Raw genomic sequence first — 15742 nt, forward strand, 5'->3', positions numbered from 1 at the left:
TGCTGAAAAAATACGGAATTGAACCACTCATGGCTACTGGTGATAACGAGGAAGCTGCACAAGGAGTTGCAGAAATTTTAGGTATTCAATACAAAGCCAACCAATCTCCAGAAGATAAATATAAATTGGTAGAATCAATGAAAAATCAAGGTAAAACAGTCATCATGGTTGGTGACGGCGTTAATGATGCACCTTCTCTAGCGCTGGCAGACGTAGGGGTTGCAATAGGGGCGGGAACGCAAGTAGCTTTGGATTCTGCGGATGTTATTCTTACTCAGTCTGATCCAGGAGACATTGAATCCTTTATCGAGTTAGCAAACAAGACGACACGTAAAATGAAACAAAACTTGGTGTGGGGAGCAGGCTACAATTTTATCGCGATTCCAATCGCTGCTGGCCTCCTCGCTCCGATCGGAATTACCTTGGGCCCTGCATTTGGAGCAGTCCTGATGTCCCTCTCCACGGTTATCGTTGCCATCAATGCCATGCTTCTGAAATTAGACCCTAAATAAAACGAAGCAGGAACGAAAAAAGCACTGGCTGGTTTGACCCCTTTCCAGAATCGGGTCAGACCAGCCAGTATGCTGTATAAGGAAAATCATAGATCGATAAATTTTCGATAAAAACAGGGCTCCCATGCTTTCGATGGAGAGCCTGTTTTTCTTATGAACCATAACCTTTTTAATCAACGGCTTGGGGCAGAGATTCGATATTTAGTAGTGAAGTACCCCAGGATTAGGAAGACTTCGATTAATCCAAAGGCCAAGAGGAAACTGTGCATAAAGAACTCGGCAGGTAAAGCTAAGATAATAGGATCAGTAGTGGCATTGAAGAGCCAGGCGTCATTGTTAAAGAAAACTTGATGGAAAAGCACGAACAGCGTGTCGAAGCTAACCAGGAGAGCCAAAAGGATAGCAAGGGGAATAAGGGTTCCCCGGCGGAAGTAGAGCAGGAGCTGCCAAGATTGTTGTCTCCTATTCAGATACCGCACAAATCCAAACGTGCCTACGCCGGAAAACAATAGGATTAGGTAATCTAAGGCAAAGAGTTTTTTTACTTCAACAAAGTGGAATAGCCCACGCGCTGAACTGGGAAAATCCGGCATGTTAAGTTCTGCTATCCAAGGCATATTCAGGTAATTCAGGAGGATGCGGTAATTTGTTGAAATCTGTTCCTTTGGCATTTTAAGCGTTTCCGTTATTTCCAAATAATCGATGTCAAACGAATAGAGCGGCGTAAAGTTGATGGTGACGGCGATGGAAAGGGAAAGGATGAAAAGCGAAATCATGATGAATCCAGTTATGGAGAATATTTTTTGCCTCAAAACAGCAGCCCCCTTACCATTCGCTTTGGTTTAATCGGGCTTTCGTGTCACTCAGCTCTTCCCTTAATTGCTGGATTTCATCTTCCAGACGCTTTTTATCCTCCGCGTCGTCGGTATGGTCATGTCCTTTATGGTTATGACCGCCATGCATACCAGGCATGAGAAACATCATGAGCATGTGTCCAACCACCATCAGTACCACAAATATAATTGATTCCATCTTCAACACTCCTCTTTTATTTTTATACCAATGCTACAAACGAAATAGATTGTGAATGGCAAACCCTGAAACAAGAAAAAATCAAACCAAATGAGTGAGAACAAAGACTATTTTTCATCTTCTAGATAAGAGTAATAAAAAATTATGTGGTTCTTATGGAGATGGGGCAACTCCATAAAATCTACATAATTCATTGGTATAGTCGATAAAAATAAGAAAGGAGGTTCCTATCTCATATAGTTGTAACGGTATAATGATTGAAATAACAGGCAACATTCGTTAACATTCGCCACCCAGCCTGAAACTAGGAGGACACATGGACAGAAAGCAGCTTGTCAAATTTATAAGTATCCCACTCTTATCGAGTTTGCTCATCCTTCCTATGGATGTAAATGCACGAAGTATTGAAGACCTGACACAAGAGAAAGAGCAGCTTGAGAAGCAACTGCAGGAATTAGATGGAGAAAGCACCAGCCAACAAGTAAAGTTGGATGGTTTAGAAGCAAGGAAGGAGCAGTTGCGAACAGAGACTATCGCACTTCAAGAAAAAATTGATGCGCTCACCTTACAAATGGCAGGGCAACAAATACAACTGAAAAATGCTGCGGAAAAAATAAAGGGGCTGGACAAGGAAATAGCTACCCTGGAGGAACGGATTGCGATTAGGAGAGAAAAACTCCAAATCCAAGCACGATCCGTTCAAAAAAATGGCAACTCAAATCTCGTTCTAAAGGCAGTCTTTAATTCCGATAGTTTAGCAGAAATGGTAGGGAACGTGAGCGTCATCAATCGTATCATGGGCCACAACAGGGACATCATGACAGAACAAAAAAATGATCAAATGATCCTACAAGAGAAAAAAGCAGAGGCGGAAGACGTGAAGCAAGAGCTGGAATTACTGAGTGCGAATGTGGAAGTGGCAAGAACCAACCTCGTGACCCAGAAGGGAGAGTTGGAAAACCAAATCGAACAGATTGCACAAGAGTATGAACTAACGGAAGCCGAAAAGGAAGAAATCGTGCAGCAGCAGCAAGCTATCATTCATTCGGTGAGCAACTTATCCGATGACATGAAGGAAGAACAACGCCGCATTGCGGAAGAAGAAGCAGCTAGACAACGAGCTGCCTAAGAGGCAGCAATTGAAATGGCTGGGGAGATTGTCCCGGAAAGCTTCTTTGAAGAAAGTATCGCCATGGAGACAGCTCCGACTGGAGCTACCCAAATAGAAGGCCCCGCCGTCCTCGATTCAGGTTTCATTCGGCCCAGCAATGGTATCGTGACGGATCCATTTGGCTTCCGGGTGCATCCGATTTCAGGCGAGTGGCGCTTGCACGCGGGCATGGACTTCGGTGGATGGGGCCCTATCTCAGCAGCGCAAAGCGGGAAGGTCATCATCGCAGGCTATCATAACTCGTGGGGGTATTATGTGAAAATCGATCACGGAAATGGCCTCCAAACCTTGTATGCACACATGGAAGCGGGAAGCCTCCAAGTTTCTCCAGGGCAACAAGTGACCCAGGGGCAAAAACTGGGCATCATGGGAACCACCGGAGATTCTACGGGCGTCCATCTTCACTTTGAAGTATACGAAAACGGAATCCAGGTCGATCCAGCGCCTTATTTGGGCTTATAACTATCGAACGGGATACAGAATGAAGATCAGTAAGGAGTAAGTTATGAAATCAATTGTCGGAACAATCGACCGCGTCGCGTTTTCCTTTGGCCCTTTTACCTTGTATTGGTATGGCTTAATTATTGTCGGCGCTATGTTGCTTGCCATCACACTGGCCTCTAAGGAAGGAAAGAAAAGAGGCTTGGGCGAAGAGGACATTACAGATATGGCAATGTGGGCTGTCCCCCTTGGACTTATCGGAGCAAGAATTTATTACGTTCTTTTTCAATGGGAGTATTATGCCAAGAAACCGCTTGAAATCATCGCCATTTGGCAAGGCGGCATCGCCATTTATGGCGGTTTGATTGCAGGGGGGCTAGCCGTGTACTGGTTCACGAAGAAAAAAGGGATCCCTTTTTCATTGATGCTCGATATACTGGCGCCCTATGTTCTGTTGGCGCAGTCCATTGGCCGATGGGGGAACTTTATCAACCAGGAGGCCCATGGGGAAGCAGTGACCCGCACCTTTTTGGAGAACCTTTACCTGCCAAAGTTTATTATTGATCAAATGCAAATTAATGGCACCTACTACCATCCGACATTCCTGTACGAGTCCTTGTGGAGCCTCTTAGGCTTTGCCATCATTATCATGTTGAGGAATCGGAAAAACTTGTTGCGACGAGGCGAAGTGGCCCTCAGCTATGTTATTTGGTATTCGGTGGGGCGCTTCTTTATCGAAGGTATGCGCACCGACAGTTTATGGATGGGTGATTTTTTAAGGGTGTCCCAAGGGTTGTCCCTCCTCTTGTTCGTTGGCGCCATCGCCATTTGGATTTACCGTAGAAGGGATTATCCGCCAAAAGCCTACTATCTAAAAGGATGGAAGCTGAAGGAAGAGCACTAAATCACATGGGCCACGTCTAAAATATAGAGAGGAGCGTTTTTATCATGATGGAATGTTGGAACAGCTTGACACGGGGCGGAATGGGGTCCATGATGTTTATGGGAATATTTTGGATCATCCTAGTGATTATTGTGGTGTATCTCTTCATTAAACTTGTTTCCGATAAGGGGAATCGGACGGTTGAAAAAGAAACGCCTTTGGAGGTCCTGCAAAAAGAGTTTGCCAAAGGAAACCTGACAGAAGAGGAATACCTGAAGCGTAAAAAGCACTTGGAGTAAACTGCTGACGAGAAGATAAATGAAAAAAGGAGGAAAAATAATGATAACGAAGTACATAAAAATGGTAAAACCCTTTGATGTTGTTATTGTCTTCCTCCTTATTGTTTTGTCTTTTTTACCGACGGTTATCTTTGCAGTCCAACAGACGAATAATGATAATAACAATGTTTACGCGGTTATCTCGATTAATGGCGAAGAGGTGGATCGTTTCCTGCTGACAGGAAATGAGGAACACAGACTCATTACCTACTATCCGGCACCCGGTAAATACAATATTGTCGAGATAGACGGCGAACGGATTCGAAATAAGGAAGACAACAGTCCGTACCAGATTGCGGTGCGAAGAGATTGGATTCAATCTCCTGGGGAGACGAGTCTCAATCTACCTCACCGATTATTAATTGAAATTGTAACTGAAAATCCAGAAGAGTCAGACATAGATGTGATGGCTCAGTGAAAAAAGCAGAACCTTGCCAAACAAAATGTATCAAACTGCCAACAAATAGGGAAAAAAGAGGCACTCCACCATAATGGGAGTGCCTCTTTTATGCTTTTATGTGGCTTTCTAGCGGAAGACTGACAATAAAAGTCGTTCCTTTTCCGTATGTGCTTTCGACAGAGATGGTCCCATGGTGGGCGTTCACAATTCCTTTCACAATCGATAAACCAATCCCTTGGCCACCCAGTTTCCTGTTCCTAGAGGGTTCAGCCATATAGAACCTTTCAAAAACTTGATTGATTTCATTTGGAGGGATTCCTTGACCGGTATCGGTTATCTTAAAGGAGGCTGCGCCATTAATTTGGGTAACCTGAAGATCAATGTGGCCACCGGAAGGGGTAAATTTAATCGCATTGTACAAGAGATTAGTTACCACTTGATGAATCTTATCTCGATCAGCAGAAATTAAAACCGCTTCCCCTTTAATGGCACATTCAATGCCCTTCTCAATCAACAAAGCTTGAAAGGTGCCGGCAACTTGTTGCGTAAGTTCTAGCAAATCAAAGGATGACTTCTGCAGCTGGCTTTCATGGCTTTCAATTTCATTAATCCGATCAATTTGTCCAATCAGGCGGGCAATGCGGTTAACTTCCTCGTAACAGTGGTAGAGGCGTTCTTCCGATACTTCCCAGACCCCGTCAATCATGGCCTCAATATTGCCTTTCAAAGTCGTCAATGGTGTCCTGATTTCATGTGCGATGTCAGAGGAAAGGCGGTTACGAATCTCTTGTTGGCGTTGGAGTTGCCCAGACAATTCATCCACGGAATCCAAGAGGCTGTCAATTTCCTGAATCCCTGTTTCCTCAATCGCCAGGTGACTGTAGTGACCCTTCGCAATTTCCGTCGTAAAATTCTGTATTCTGACGATTGGTGAACTCAATTTTCTGGCAATCAATAACGCGAAAAATAAGGAGATAATTAGGGACCCAATCGCTACAAAAATCAAGTTGTTCCTCATATTGGCAAGGAATAACGCATCATGTTCCGTGTAAGCGAAAGGTCCAACGGATTGCACTTCGAGAGAACCGATTGGGTCTGTTTCGCTACCGAGGGGAACGATTGTCTGCACGTATCCACTCTCTATATCGCCCATTATCTGCTCCATATGTAGGAGGTGGGTTTGAATCCTATCTTTTGACTCTTCTTCCTCTGAGGGAGAGGGGCCCCATACTTGGTTGCCAGCGTGGTCATATACTTTTAGGATGATGCCTTTCTGGAGAGCATCGCGTCCAATATTTTGGATTGTTGGAGGGGCATCTGCCCAAGTACCCGTTTTCTGATAGAAGTTTTCTAACTCAGTCTGATATGCTGTTAACTCTGATTCTTGCCTTTCGCGCACATAGTCTTCGAAGTGGCTTTCCATTAAGTTTAGTGTTATCCAGCTGAAGGTCCCCACTAAGATAAAGGACAGAGAAACAAACGAGAGCAAGAGTTGCCATTTAATGGTTCGCTTCATTTTTGACCACCAAATCGATACCCCGTTCCATATGCGGTTAAGATGAAGTAGGGGTTGCGCGTGTCGTCCTCAATTTTTTGACGGATATTTTTGATGTGGGTATCGATCACCCGATCCGTTCCATCAAAATCGAGTCCTTTCACAGCGTCCAGCAGCTGTTCCCGTGAAAATAGGCGCTTTGGATGTGAGGCCAGAAGGGCTAATAAAGCATACTCGGTCGGGGTCAAAATGATTTCTTCACCTTGTTTGAATACTTGTTTTCGATCCGGGTAGATAACCAGCAAACCTTCTTCGAAAGACCACTTTTCTTCTCGGTATTCTGGTTGGACACGGCGTAAAACGGTTTCGACCCGAGCAACCAGCTCTTTCGGGCTGAATGGTTTTGTGATGTAGTCATCAGCCCCCAAGCTTAACCCTTCCAAGATATCTTTTTCGGCTGTTTTCGCAGTCAACATGATAATCGGTACAGTGGAGGAGTCCCTTATTTTTTTACAGACTTCGAGGCCAGATAAACCAGGCAGCATGAGATCCAACACAATCAAGTCAGGTTGGACAACATCAACCTTTGTTAAAGCCTCGTTTCCGCTCAAAGCGCGAAACACTTGATAGCCTTTTGCACTCAAATAGGCTTCCACGATATCCAGAATGCTTGCTTCGTCGTCCACAATTAAAATCTTCACGTAATCTTTCTCCTCCAATTTCGTTGGTATCTTCATTCTACTAAAACTTGACCCATCATGCCATTGTCTTCGTGCTCTAGGATATGGCAATGGTACATAAAAATCCCCTTTTCTGGGAATGTGACTTCAATCCTGACGCTATCGCCTGGATAAAGTGCGATGGTGTCTTTCCAACCTTGTTCATTGGCTGGCGGGGCGTTGCCATTCCGGCTTATCACCTTGAACTGGACGCCATGCAAGTGGAAAGGATGGATCATGCCACCCATCATGTCCCGTATGTTTTTAATCTCCCAAACTTCCTTTTCCCCGACCTTAGCGCGTAAATCGATCCGGTCCATGTCGAACTGTTTGCCGTCAATGGCGACCATGTTTCCCATGCCACTAAAGGTCATCACTTTGTCAGGCGTAGTAGAATCTTCTGCTTTTGGGATGTTGTTTAAAGTCTTGGGTAACGGGGGGCTTTTTTTTGAAGTTTTTTCTGTCACATTGATAGTGAGGACGACTATGTTGGCTTCCATCAATTGGATTTTTTCCCCGACTTTGTAATCACTCAAGTCCAGAATGATTTCGGCGCGCTCACCTGGAACCAGTTGCAGGCTTTCCATGGGAACGGGCTCATTCAAGAAGCCTCCATCTGAAGCAATTTGATAGAAGGTACTGCTGTTGGACAAGCGGAATTGGTAGTTCCGGGCATTGGAGCCGTTGAGGACACGTAAGCGGATCTTCTCATTCATAACGTCTAGATAAGGATTAATGGTTCCGTTCATCATCAATGTGTCCCCATAGGTTCCATCAGGTCCATAGGATTGGGTATAGTCGAGTTGATTATTGGAGCCGAAGGAACGGTCTTGCACAATCACAGGGAAATCATTGATACCAATTTCTTTTGGAAGGGCTAAAGAGTCGGAATTCTCATCCTCAATATAGATTAAACCAGCCAAGCCTTGATAGACTTGTTCCCCCGCTTCACCTATGGGATGGGGATGAAACCAGAGGGTGGCCGCTTCCTGCTTGACCATGAATTTCAAATCGGCAGTTCCACCGGTAGGGATAGGCGTATGTGGCCCACCGTCCACATTGGAAGGTACTTTCAAACCGTGCCAATGAAAGGAAGTAGTGGTATCCAACTCATTTTCCGTCTTAATTTCCACTTTTTCACCGCTCCTGATGCGGATGATCGGTCCCAAGACAGACCCGTTATAGCCGTACGTTGGGGTAGGTTCCCCTTCTTTCAATTGTGTGTTGCCATTCAGCGCGGTGATTGAGTAGGAGGTACCATCTTCCGGGGTGAGATTTCCTTCCAGAATGGGTGGAAGCACAAGTTTGTTCGATTGCTCGGTAGAAGGCGCCAATTCGGTAGTGACCTCTCCGCCCATGTGCATGCCCATTCCCGGCATTCTTCCCCCTTGATTAGAAAATAAACCTGAGCTGCCTGTATCTATTTGCCTGAAAAAAATGAAAGAGACTACGGCGAGTAACAGCAGGGAAATTCCTAAAAAGATGGTTGTAGCCTGCTTTTTCATGATGCTTCCTCCTTGGTTTTTTACTAAGTTTATTCTACTCTTCAATTGTGTAGGCTTTATGGAGGAGGAGTGCTACTGTTTCAAAAAGGATCCTTAGAAATTCATTTTTACTTTCTACATGTTCCCTACACAATCGTGGGATTTCCTCAGGGGGCAGAATGATAGGTGGAGGGATGCCTCGTTGTAGAAAGTATACTCTTTTTCATCCGGATTTATAAAGAGAGAACCACTAACAGGTGCATATAGTCTGCTTCATAGACGTAGAAAATTATCTCTCTTACTAATGAAAGACTTATTGTTCCATAGTTGCCAGAATATTAGGAGCTCCCTCAAATGATCCACAAGAGGGTACAAGGTAAATAGGAGGGTTACAACTGAATATCATTGTAATGGGCATGCCGGGAGCTGGCAAGGGAACCCAAGCGGATAGAATCGCGACTAGCTATCAGATTCCGCATATTTCCACAGGGGATATCCTCTGTTCCTTTGTCCAGAATAAAAATCCAATAGGTTTAGAGACCAAAACATTCATGGAGAAAGGGGAGCTCGTACCTGATAACTTGATGAACGAGCTCCTTTGGGATCGATTAGGAGAGGAAGACACAAAAAATGGATTTGTTTTGGACGGCTATCCACGCACAGTGCAACAAGCGGAAGCGGTAGAAGCATACTTGCATAGCCAAGGCATGCAGTTGGATGCAGTCCTTTACCTCGCTGTCGGAAAGGGAGTAGTTCGCAGGAGGTTAGCGAAGCGACTCCAATCCCCATTCCTCTTCCCTAATGCCACTAAGGAGTGGGGGGGCTTTTTTACCTCGCATAGATGACCAATCAGATATTGTAGAAAGACGGATACAAGTAAGTGAGGCTGAAATTGAGGAACTCTTGCACTTCTATCAAAAACGGGGACTCGTCTCTATCGTGGACGGGGATCAAGAGCCTTCAGAGGTCTTTAGAGATATACAGCCATTCTTAAGGCTTGTTTCAAGAATGTCCATTTAACGGGCCGGCTTGATGTATATATACTGGCAAACATTACAAAGGTAGAGAGTGATAAGGGAATGGCTCGAAATCCAAGTAAGGTGGTCCCAGCACTTCGGTTTCGTTGGTTGAACTTCCTCTATGATCCGCTCATGAAATGGATGCAGGAAGAGGGTTCAAGAGGCGGTTTATCGTGCAAGCAGACCTCCTTCCTGACCAAATAATTGTAGGTGTAGGCTGTGGGACCGGGACACTGTTTTTGATGCCGAAAGATGCACAACCAAAAGCAATCGTCAAAGGGTTGGACGCAGATCCCCAAATATTGAGATTAGCTCAAAAAAAGCACGGAAGAGTATAGTAGTCATCTCCTTCCAGCAAGGACTATCTTTCCATCTGTCCTTTGATATTGATGTGTTTGACCCTGTCTTTTCCAGTCTGCTCTTTCACCACTAAACGTTGAAAATGAAACATAAAACGCTGCGGGGGTCTTTTCGGGTGTTGGTTCCTGGAGGAAGCATACATTTCCTAGACTTCGATCCGCCACAAAGCTTATGGCTGCGATTACTATTCTACCCTGTTCAAATAATGGAAAAGCGATTTGAAATTCAAAAAAAAATTTGTTATAATAGTCACATGAGAATCAATGAAGCATATTAAAACTAAATAATGAAAGCTTTGGAATATAACAGATTTTGTTTGTTGGTTATATTCATTGTGATCTGAACAGGCGGTGGACATATAAAAGGTCCATGCAGCCGGGCTGCAATTTTTGCGGCAGCAGAGTATGTAAATAATAAGGGCATACCTGTGGGACAGTTAATTCTGTTCTATAGGTGTGCCCTTTTTTATATATATTTCTAAATAAAGGGGAGTGAAAAAATGAGATGAACTGGATTTGTAATAATTGGTAAGCAAAAAAAAAAACAAAAAATAAGAAAGAGGTTTTAGAAATGGTTGAGTACCTAACAAAAAGTAGGCAAGGTCAATTTTTAGTTGTCGGTGTTTTATTTACAATCTTAGGGTTTATCTTTATCCCACTAAATGATGCATACAGTTCCATACTATTTTATATTTCAATTTTCTTTTTAGGCTTCTATGCGGCAAAACATGCTGTTGTTGAAACGATTAAAGATCGCTCACCAAATGTCGACCTATTAATGGTTTTGGCAGCAGTTGGTGCAGTAATCATTGATTTTGAGTCTGAAGGAGCGGCGTTGCTATTGATTTTTGCTGCTGCAGAAGTTTTGGAAGATTATGCAACGAACAAATCCACCAGCGCGATTTCAGAATTAATGGCGCAAGTACCCGATACAGCCCAAGTGCTAAAAGAAAATGGGGATGTAGTGGTTACCCCTACGAAAGAGTTAGTTATTGGGGATATTGTCGTGGTATCGAAAGGTGGTCAAATCCCTATTGATGGCTTGATCGACCGAAATGCAATTGTGAATGAAGCGGCTTTAACGGGTGAATCTGTCCCAGTAGAAAAAGAGTTAAAGGATGAAGTTTTTGCCGGAACGATTAATGAAGGAAATGTTTTTCATATAGAAGTAAACAAGACACTGAATCAAACCATGTTTTCCAATATTATCCGGATGGTTGAAGAAGCACAAAACAAACCTTCTCGAATCGCAAAGTTTATAGACCGTATTGAAAGTAAGTACGTGATTGGCGTTTTAATTATCGTACCTATTTTCATCTTCTTTCTATATTATTTCCTAAGCCTACCATTAGAAGAAGCATTTTATCGTGGAATGGTATTTTTAACAGTGGCTAGTCCATGTGCATTGGTGGCATCAGCTACACCGGCTACGTTAAGTGCGATAAGTAATGGAGCCAAAAACGGTATCCTATTTAAAGGTGGAGCCGCAATGGAAGCGTTGAGTACAATGAATATTTTGTATACAGATAAGACCGGAACATTGACGTATGGCGACTTCCAAGTGGTCGATTATCATTTGGACCAAGAGCTGTTAAAAGAAGTCATTTATATGGAGCAACAATCCAGTCACCCAATCGGAAGAGCAATTGTTTCTGCCTTTAAAGAGATTAACTTAGCACAAGTGAATCAAGCGGAATCGATTGAAGAAATTGCTGGTTCGGGAATTAAAAAAGGGGCAATCCTGGTTGGAAAACCGGATGCATTTAAGCACTATGATAAATTTGATCAGTTTGAAAAGCTACTGGAAAAAGGCGATACGACCATATTTGTAGCGAAGGGAAATGAAGTCGTCGGTTACTTCTCACTCCGGGATCGAATTCGTCCGCAGTCAGCGAGTACGGTTGCGGATTTCCAAAAAGAGGGCATCAAAGTTTGTCTTTTAACGGGAGATAACGAAAAGGTTGCGGCACAGGTTGCAAAGGAAGTAAAGGTAGATGACTATATTTCTTCCATGTTACCGGAAGATAAAATAGATTTTGTCTTAAAAAGCCAAGGAAAAGAAGAAGTTGTTGGGATGATTGGCGATGGGATCAACGATGCGCCCGCGCTAGCGAATGCAGATATCGGAATTGCGATGGGAAGTGGCTCGTCAGTCGCAATGGAATCCTCTGATGTCGTTGTAGTGAAGAATGATTTGTCTAAATTGTTTTATAGCTATCAGCTAAGCAAGAAATTAAATAAAATCATTATTCAAAATGTCATTTTCTCCATCGCTGTTATTGTCAGCTTGATTACCTTAAATATGTTCGGCGTTCTGGGACTTCCTTTAGCAGTACTGTTCCATGAGGGCTCCACAATCCTCGTCATCTTAAACGGCTTGCGGTTGTTAGGGTCCGAAAAAACAAAAGCGGAATTAAGTGGTGCTTGTCAGACTGCATCATGATATTAGCTGAAAGGGTGAGCGAATATCTACAGCTTTTTAAATTTGTATCTGTAGGGAATGAAGCTTCCCCTTGGCGAAAGCCTAAATCGTCAAAAAAGCTGATAATTTCTGAACAGAAATTATCAGCTTTATCTATTTTAAATACATGCTAAAAATCGTTTATTCAAACTTGATTGTCATCAATTATTAAAAACAATAAAGGAGCTATCATAGAGTTATACGAAAGAGTAAAACAAAAAAGATCGCGCAGTGAAAAACTATTTTCGAAGGAAAACCACTTCTTGATAAGGATCAATGTAAGCGCCAAATAATCAGGTAGATACTGCAACACGAATAACCCTGCTACAATATGGATATCATATCGTAGTAGGGTTATTTGCAGTTTTCCTGGACATTTTCATTCCATGGCAAATAATCCTCAAGAAGTTCGGGCTCCTCTTTGAAGGGAGTGTTCGGAAGTTCCTTGAACAAATACGTCAGGTATTTGAATACATTCAGATTATTTGCTTTGGCAGTCTCAATGATGCTGTAGGCATGGATAATTTTATGGAATTTTTTCAAAAAAAAAATTATGCCAGGAATACTGAAAGTAAGCGAGAATAAATTTGTAGTTGCTGTCCGTAATGGTATTGCTGTTACGATGCCATTAACGGTTGTAGGATCCTTATTCTTAATTTTTGCAAATTTGCCATTCGAAGGATGGAGTAATTTTTTAGGTGAATTTGGAATAAAGTTAGGCGTGCCTATTAACTTTACTTTTGGTATTCTAGGATTAGTTGCATGTGCAGGAGTAGCGTATTATCTAGCGGAGTCTTATAAACTTGATCAAATTAATTCCGTGGTACTTTCTTTGTCCGCATTTCTAATGCTTCAAGCAACAGAAGATTGGTCTGTAGATGTTTCCAAAATGGGTTCTACTGGTTTATTCCTCGGAATTTTAACTGGGATCGCATCAGTATTAATCATTAACTTTTTTGTAAAGCATAATATCATTATTAAGATGCCTGATGGAGTTCCGGAAGCTGTATCCAAAAGTTTTACAAGCTTGATTCCTGGGGCGGTTATTATTACGACTGCATGGATGATACGTGTCATGTTGGAGATTGATGTAAACCAGTTGATACAACAGTTATTTTCTCCTCTAGCTGTCGGACTAAATACATTGCCAGGTATGTTGCTCTATGTTTTTGTTCTGTTGCTCTTATGGTGCGCCGGTATTCATGGCAGTAACGTCATGGGAAGTATGGGCGATCCAATTTTTTTAGCTTTATTCGCTGCTAACTCTGAAGCCTTCGCAAAAGGAGACCCTATTCCCAATATCTTTGCAGGTGGTTTTTATATTGTCTTCCTATGCTATGGAAGTATCGGATCAACTCTGGGACTCATTATTAATATGTGGAATTCCAAAGTTCCATCCTACCGTTCTCTTGCACGAATGGCGTTACCTTCTGCAATTTTTTGTATTAATGAGCCGATTATATTCGGATTTCCTATTGTGATGAATCCAATCATGATGATTCCATTTATCCTAACGCCACTCGTATTGACGATACTTACCTATTTTTTGACTGTTCAAAATATAATTGGTCGGATCGTTGTTAACACACCATGGACTACTCCACCTATTATTAATCACTATCTCTCCACTGGCGGAAATATTGGTGCAGTAATCTGGGGAATTGTATCTATCTTTATTAGTGTTGCTATTTACTACCCATTTTTCAAAATTTCAGAAAAGCAAGAATTGGAGAGTGGTGCCGCCGTAGTTTCTGCCTCAGTTAAATAAAATGCTTATCTTAGAAGGAGAGAAACAATAATGAAAACCATTATGTTAGTTTGTTCAAGTGGGATGAGTACTAGTTTATTAATGAAAAAAATGACAGATGCGGCTTCTTCTCAGAATCTAGAAACAAATATTTTTGCCACATCAAAAGACCTTGCTCAAGAAGAATTTGATCAACAGAATCCGAAGGTAATTTTGTTAGGCCCTCAAGTCAGGTATTTATTAAATGATTTCAAATGATTTCAAAAAAGATTTGAGCCACAAGTAAAAGTGGAAGTAATTGATATAAGAGACTACGGTATGATGGATGGAGCAAAGGTATTTGAAAAAGCTCTTGAAATGATGGAAGAAAGTGACCTGTAAAGATACTTTGCTTTAAGTTTAAAGAAATTAATCATTCAGAAAGGATGGAAGAATGAAAACAGAAAAGAAAAGAATCGCTATTCAGGATACATACGGGGAAAAATTTCAAAATTGTTGGGGGTGTGGGTCAAAAAATGAACAAGGTCTGCAACTGAAAACTTATCCGAGTGAAGATGGTGAAACCTGCATCACTCAGTATACCCCCGATAAACAATATACCGGAGGGGTACCAAACAATCTGTTTGGGGGTATGATTGCAACGATTTTTGACTGCCATGGAACTGCTTCTGCTGCTTGGTTTGCCCACAAGAATAAGGGACTCGAACTCACAGGTGAGACGGTGATTGGTCGGTTTATCACTGCTAGGCTAGAAATAGATTATAAAAAACCAGTACCAATGGATGAACCGATAACCATTCGCTCCTGTCTGCAAGAAATTGGGGAGAGAAAAGCAATAATCAAGATGGAAATGGAAGCAGATGGTCTTATCCGAGCTCAAGCTCAAATGGTTGCCGTAAGTGTCAAAGATAAGATGTAGAAGTTGCTTAGTATAAGGAGCGACAGGCTTTGAGAGCATTGGACGGGTATTGAGAATATAGTCCTTTGAAAGCTAAGAAACCATGGTTTAGGAATGATAGATAAATGGATAAAACAAAAAACAATCAAAACAAAATAACAAGAGGCCTATTAGTGGTTTATTTAGTTGTATTGACGTGGATTGTACTTTTTAAGATGCAATTTTCCTTTTACGACTTGCGTCAGTTTACTGGGTTCAGGAGAATCAATCTCACTCCTTTTGCTGGAACAGCTATTCGAGACGGCCAATTGGATATGCAAGAAATTTATTATAATATTCTGGGATTTATTCCGTTTGGTATCTATATCAGTATGCTGAAGCCAACATGGCCTTTTTTGAAAAAAATTGCTCCTATAGCAGGGACAAGTTTGTTGTTTGAAGTGCTGCAGTATATTTTGATGGTAGGCGGTAGCGATATAACGGACTTACTAGGCAATACAACTGGTGGAATGATTGGCGTGATGATCCACCTTTTGTTTCTGAAAGGATTCGGTTCAAAAGCAAATAAAATTCTGAATGGAATAGGTGCGATTGGATCAATAGGGGTATTCGTTTTAACAGGGTTGTGGTTGATTGGTGTTGCGAGCTTCGTCAATTTTGGATGATTCCTTATATTGATTTCTCATTTTGAACAAACTATGACTGTGAGAGTGGGACAAACACTCATGTTCGCTTCCGCGAACACCCTGATGGATGAAAATAGTAACGGCCTCCGGCCCTTTT

The 15742-nt window shown here is 42.3% G+C and carries 17 protein-coding genes, 2 pseudogenes and 1 riboswitch; of the genes and pseudogenes, 13 read left to right on the forward strand and 6 right to left on the reverse strand.

All coding sequences use genetic code 11. The features are described 5' to 3' along the window. Positions 1–512: HAD-IC family P-type ATPase (locus PVE40_RS10580; protein ID WP_274731902.1), on the forward strand; the 512-nt coding region annotated here is incomplete at its 5' end. Positions 513–685: 173 nt separating this feature from the next. On the opposite strand, the gene PVE40_RS10585 is transcribed toward PVE40_RS10580, so the two are convergent. Both PVE40_RS10585 and PVE40_RS10590 read right to left on the reverse strand, forming a co-directional pair. Beyond that, the gene (locus PVE40_RS10585; protein ID WP_025479029.1) at positions 686–1288 is read right to left on the reverse strand and encodes a TIGR01906 family membrane protein; all 603 of its coding nucleotides are present in this window, start codon (positions 1286–1288) and stop codon (positions 686–688) included. Between the two features lie 49 nt (positions 1289–1337). Continuing rightward, positions 1338–1544, reverse strand: coding sequence for an adhesion protein (locus PVE40_RS10590; RefSeq protein ID WP_274731903.1), 207 nt, complete (start codon positions 1542–1544; stop codon positions 1338–1340). Positions 1545–1860: 316 nt separating this feature from the next. Here PVE40_RS10590 and PVE40_RS10595 point away from each other — a divergent pair, with 316 nt between their 5' ends. The 5 genes from PVE40_RS10595 to PVE40_RS10615 all read left to right on the forward strand — a co-directional run bounded on the left by PVE40_RS10595 (position 1861) and on the right by PVE40_RS10615 (position 4795). Then, positions 1861–2673, forward strand: coding sequence for a coiled-coil domain-containing protein (locus PVE40_RS10595; protein ID WP_274731904.1), 813 nt, complete (start codon positions 1861–1863; stop codon positions 2671–2673). A 147-nt stretch (positions 2674–2820) separates the two neighbouring features. After that, positions 2821–3177: a M23 family metallopeptidase gene (locus tag PVE40_RS10600; RefSeq protein WP_274731905.1), complete on the forward strand. Its 357-nt coding sequence runs from the start codon at positions 2821–2823 to the stop codon at positions 3175–3177. A gap of 43 nt (positions 3178–3220) precedes the next feature. After that, positions 3221–4060, forward strand: coding sequence for a prolipoprotein diacylglyceryl transferase (lgt, locus tag PVE40_RS10605; RefSeq protein ID WP_274731906.1), 840 nt, complete (start codon positions 3221–3223; stop codon positions 4058–4060). A 44-nt stretch (positions 4061–4104) separates the two neighbouring features. After that, positions 4105–4338: an SHOCT domain-containing protein gene (locus PVE40_RS10610; protein ID WP_076765105.1), complete on the forward strand. Its 234-nt coding sequence runs from the start codon at positions 4105–4107 to the stop codon at positions 4336–4338. Between the two features lie 40 nt (positions 4339–4378). Then, a complete protein-coding gene (locus tag PVE40_RS10615) occupies positions 4379–4795 on the forward strand; it encodes a NusG domain II-containing protein (RefSeq protein WP_274731908.1) in 417 nt (138 codons plus the stop codon). 88 nt (positions 4796–4883) lie between these two features. Here the strand turns inward: PVE40_RS10615 and PVE40_RS10620 are convergent, their stop codons facing one another. The 3 genes from PVE40_RS10620 to PVE40_RS10630 are packed head-to-tail and all read right to left on the reverse strand — an operon-like array spanning position 4884 to position 8496. After that, positions 4884–6293: a sensor histidine kinase gene (locus PVE40_RS10620; RefSeq protein WP_274731909.1), complete on the reverse strand. Its 1410-nt coding sequence runs from the start codon at positions 6291–6293 to the stop codon at positions 4884–4886. Next, positions 6290–6973 carry a response regulator transcription factor gene (locus PVE40_RS10625; protein ID WP_233570080.1) on the reverse strand — a complete coding sequence of 228 codons (684 nt, stop codon included), beginning with the start codon at positions 6971–6973 and terminating at the stop codon, positions 6290–6292. The genes PVE40_RS10620 and PVE40_RS10625 overlap by 4 nt, the downstream gene beginning before the upstream one ends. 32 nt (positions 6974–7005) lie before the next feature. Beyond that, a complete protein-coding gene (locus PVE40_RS10630) occupies positions 7006–8496 on the reverse strand; it encodes a multicopper oxidase family protein (protein ID WP_274731910.1) in 1491 nt (496 codons plus the stop codon). Between the two features lie 389 nt (positions 8497–8885). Between PVE40_RS10630 and PVE40_RS10635 the strand changes: the two genes are divergently transcribed. From PVE40_RS10635 to PVE40_RS10645, 3 genes are all read left to right on the forward strand, one after another. Next, a complete protein-coding gene (locus tag PVE40_RS10635) occupies positions 8886–9320 on the forward strand; it encodes a nucleoside monophosphate kinase (protein ID WP_274731912.1) in 435 nt (144 codons plus the stop codon). Between the two features lie 347 nt (positions 9321–9667). Continuing rightward, positions 9668–9832, forward strand: coding sequence for a class I SAM-dependent methyltransferase (locus PVE40_RS10640; RefSeq protein WP_274731913.1), 165 nt, complete (start codon positions 9668–9670; stop codon positions 9830–9832). A 351-nt stretch (positions 9833–10183) separates the two neighbouring features. Continuing rightward, positions 10184–10292, forward strand: a riboswitch (NiCo riboswitch). 132 nt (positions 10293–10424) lie between these two features. After that, positions 10425–12296, forward strand: coding sequence for a heavy metal translocating P-type ATPase (locus PVE40_RS10645; protein WP_274731914.1), 1872 nt, complete (start codon positions 10425–10427; stop codon positions 12294–12296). Between the two features lie 372 nt (positions 12297–12668). Here PVE40_RS10645 and PVE40_RS10650 read toward each other — a convergent pair. Further along, a pseudogene (locus tag PVE40_RS10650) lies at positions 12669–12827 on the reverse strand (transposase domain-containing protein); the annotation flags it as partial. 40 nt (positions 12828–12867) lie between these two features. Here PVE40_RS10650 and PVE40_RS10655 point away from each other — a divergent pair. The 4 genes and pseudogenes from PVE40_RS10655 to PVE40_RS10670 all read left to right on the forward strand — a co-directional run bounded on the left by PVE40_RS10655 (position 12868) and on the right by PVE40_RS10670 (position 15624). Further along, a complete protein-coding gene (locus PVE40_RS10655) occupies positions 12868–14082 on the forward strand; it encodes a PTS sugar transporter subunit IIC (protein WP_274731915.1) in 1215 nt (404 codons plus the stop codon). A gap of 30 nt (positions 14083–14112) precedes the next feature. Next, a pseudogene (locus tag PVE40_RS10660) lies at positions 14113–14442 on the forward strand (PTS sugar transporter subunit IIB). Positions 14443–14494: 52 nt separating this feature from the next. Next, on the forward strand, positions 14495–14980 hold the full coding sequence (locus tag PVE40_RS10665; protein WP_274731916.1) for a hotdog domain-containing protein: 486 nt from the start codon (positions 14495–14497) through the stop codon (positions 14978–14980). Between the two features lie 104 nt (positions 14981–15084). Continuing rightward, on the forward strand, positions 15085–15624 hold the full coding sequence (locus PVE40_RS10670; protein WP_274731917.1) for a VanZ family protein: 540 nt from the start codon (positions 15085–15087) through the stop codon (positions 15622–15624). Positions 15625–15742 lie beyond the last annotated feature (118 nt).

This window comes from Jeotgalibaca caeni (assembly GCF_028863945.1).
Classification (GTDB): domain Bacteria; phylum Bacillota; class Bacilli; order Lactobacillales; family Aerococcaceae; genus Jeotgalibaca; species Jeotgalibaca caeni.

Bases quoted from the DNA above. Each gene is read 5' to 3' on its own strand.
- PVE40_RS10620 (WP_274731909.1), bottom strand. From the start codon at position 6,293: ATGAAGCGAACCATTAAATGGCAACTCTTGCTCTCGTTTGTTTCTCTG.
- PVE40_RS10670 (WP_274731917.1), top strand. From the start codon at position 15,085: ATGGATAAAACAAAAAACAATCAAAACAAAATAACAAGAGGCCTATTA.
- PVE40_RS10665 (WP_274731916.1), top strand. From the start codon at position 14,495: ATGAAAACAGAAAAGAAAAGAATCGCTATTCAGGATACATACGGGGAA.
- PVE40_RS10645 (WP_274731914.1), top strand. From the start codon at position 10,425: ATGGTTGAGTACCTAACAAAAAGTAGGCAAGGTCAATTTTTAGTTGTC.
- PVE40_RS10630 (WP_274731910.1), bottom strand. From the start codon at position 8,496: ATGAAAAAGCAGGCTACAACCATCTTTTTAGGAATTTCCCTGCTGTTA.
- PVE40_RS10635 (WP_274731912.1), top strand. From the start codon at position 8,886: ATGGGCATGCCGGGAGCTGGCAAGGGAACCCAAGCGGATAGAATCGCG.
- PVE40_RS10610 (WP_076765105.1), top strand. From the start codon at position 4,105: ATGATGGAATGTTGGAACAGCTTGACACGGGGCGGAATGGGGTCCATG.
- PVE40_RS10655 (WP_274731915.1), top strand. From the start codon at position 12,868: ATGCCAGGAATACTGAAAGTAAGCGAGAATAAATTTGTAGTTGCTGTC.
- PVE40_RS10595 (WP_274731904.1), top strand. From the start codon at position 1,861: ATGGACAGAAAGCAGCTTGTCAAATTTATAAGTATCCCACTCTTATCG.
- PVE40_RS10590 (WP_274731903.1), bottom strand. From the start codon at position 1,544: ATGGAATCAATTATATTTGTGGTACTGATGGTGGTTGGACACATGCTC.
- lgt (WP_274731906.1), top strand. From the start codon at position 3,221: ATGAAATCAATTGTCGGAACAATCGACCGCGTCGCGTTTTCCTTTGGC.
- PVE40_RS10585 (WP_025479029.1), bottom strand. From the start codon at position 1,288: ATGATTTCGCTTTTCATCCTTTCCCTTTCCATCGCCGTCACCATCAAC.
- PVE40_RS10615 (WP_274731908.1), top strand. From the start codon at position 4,379: ATGATAACGAAGTACATAAAAATGGTAAAACCCTTTGATGTTGTTATT.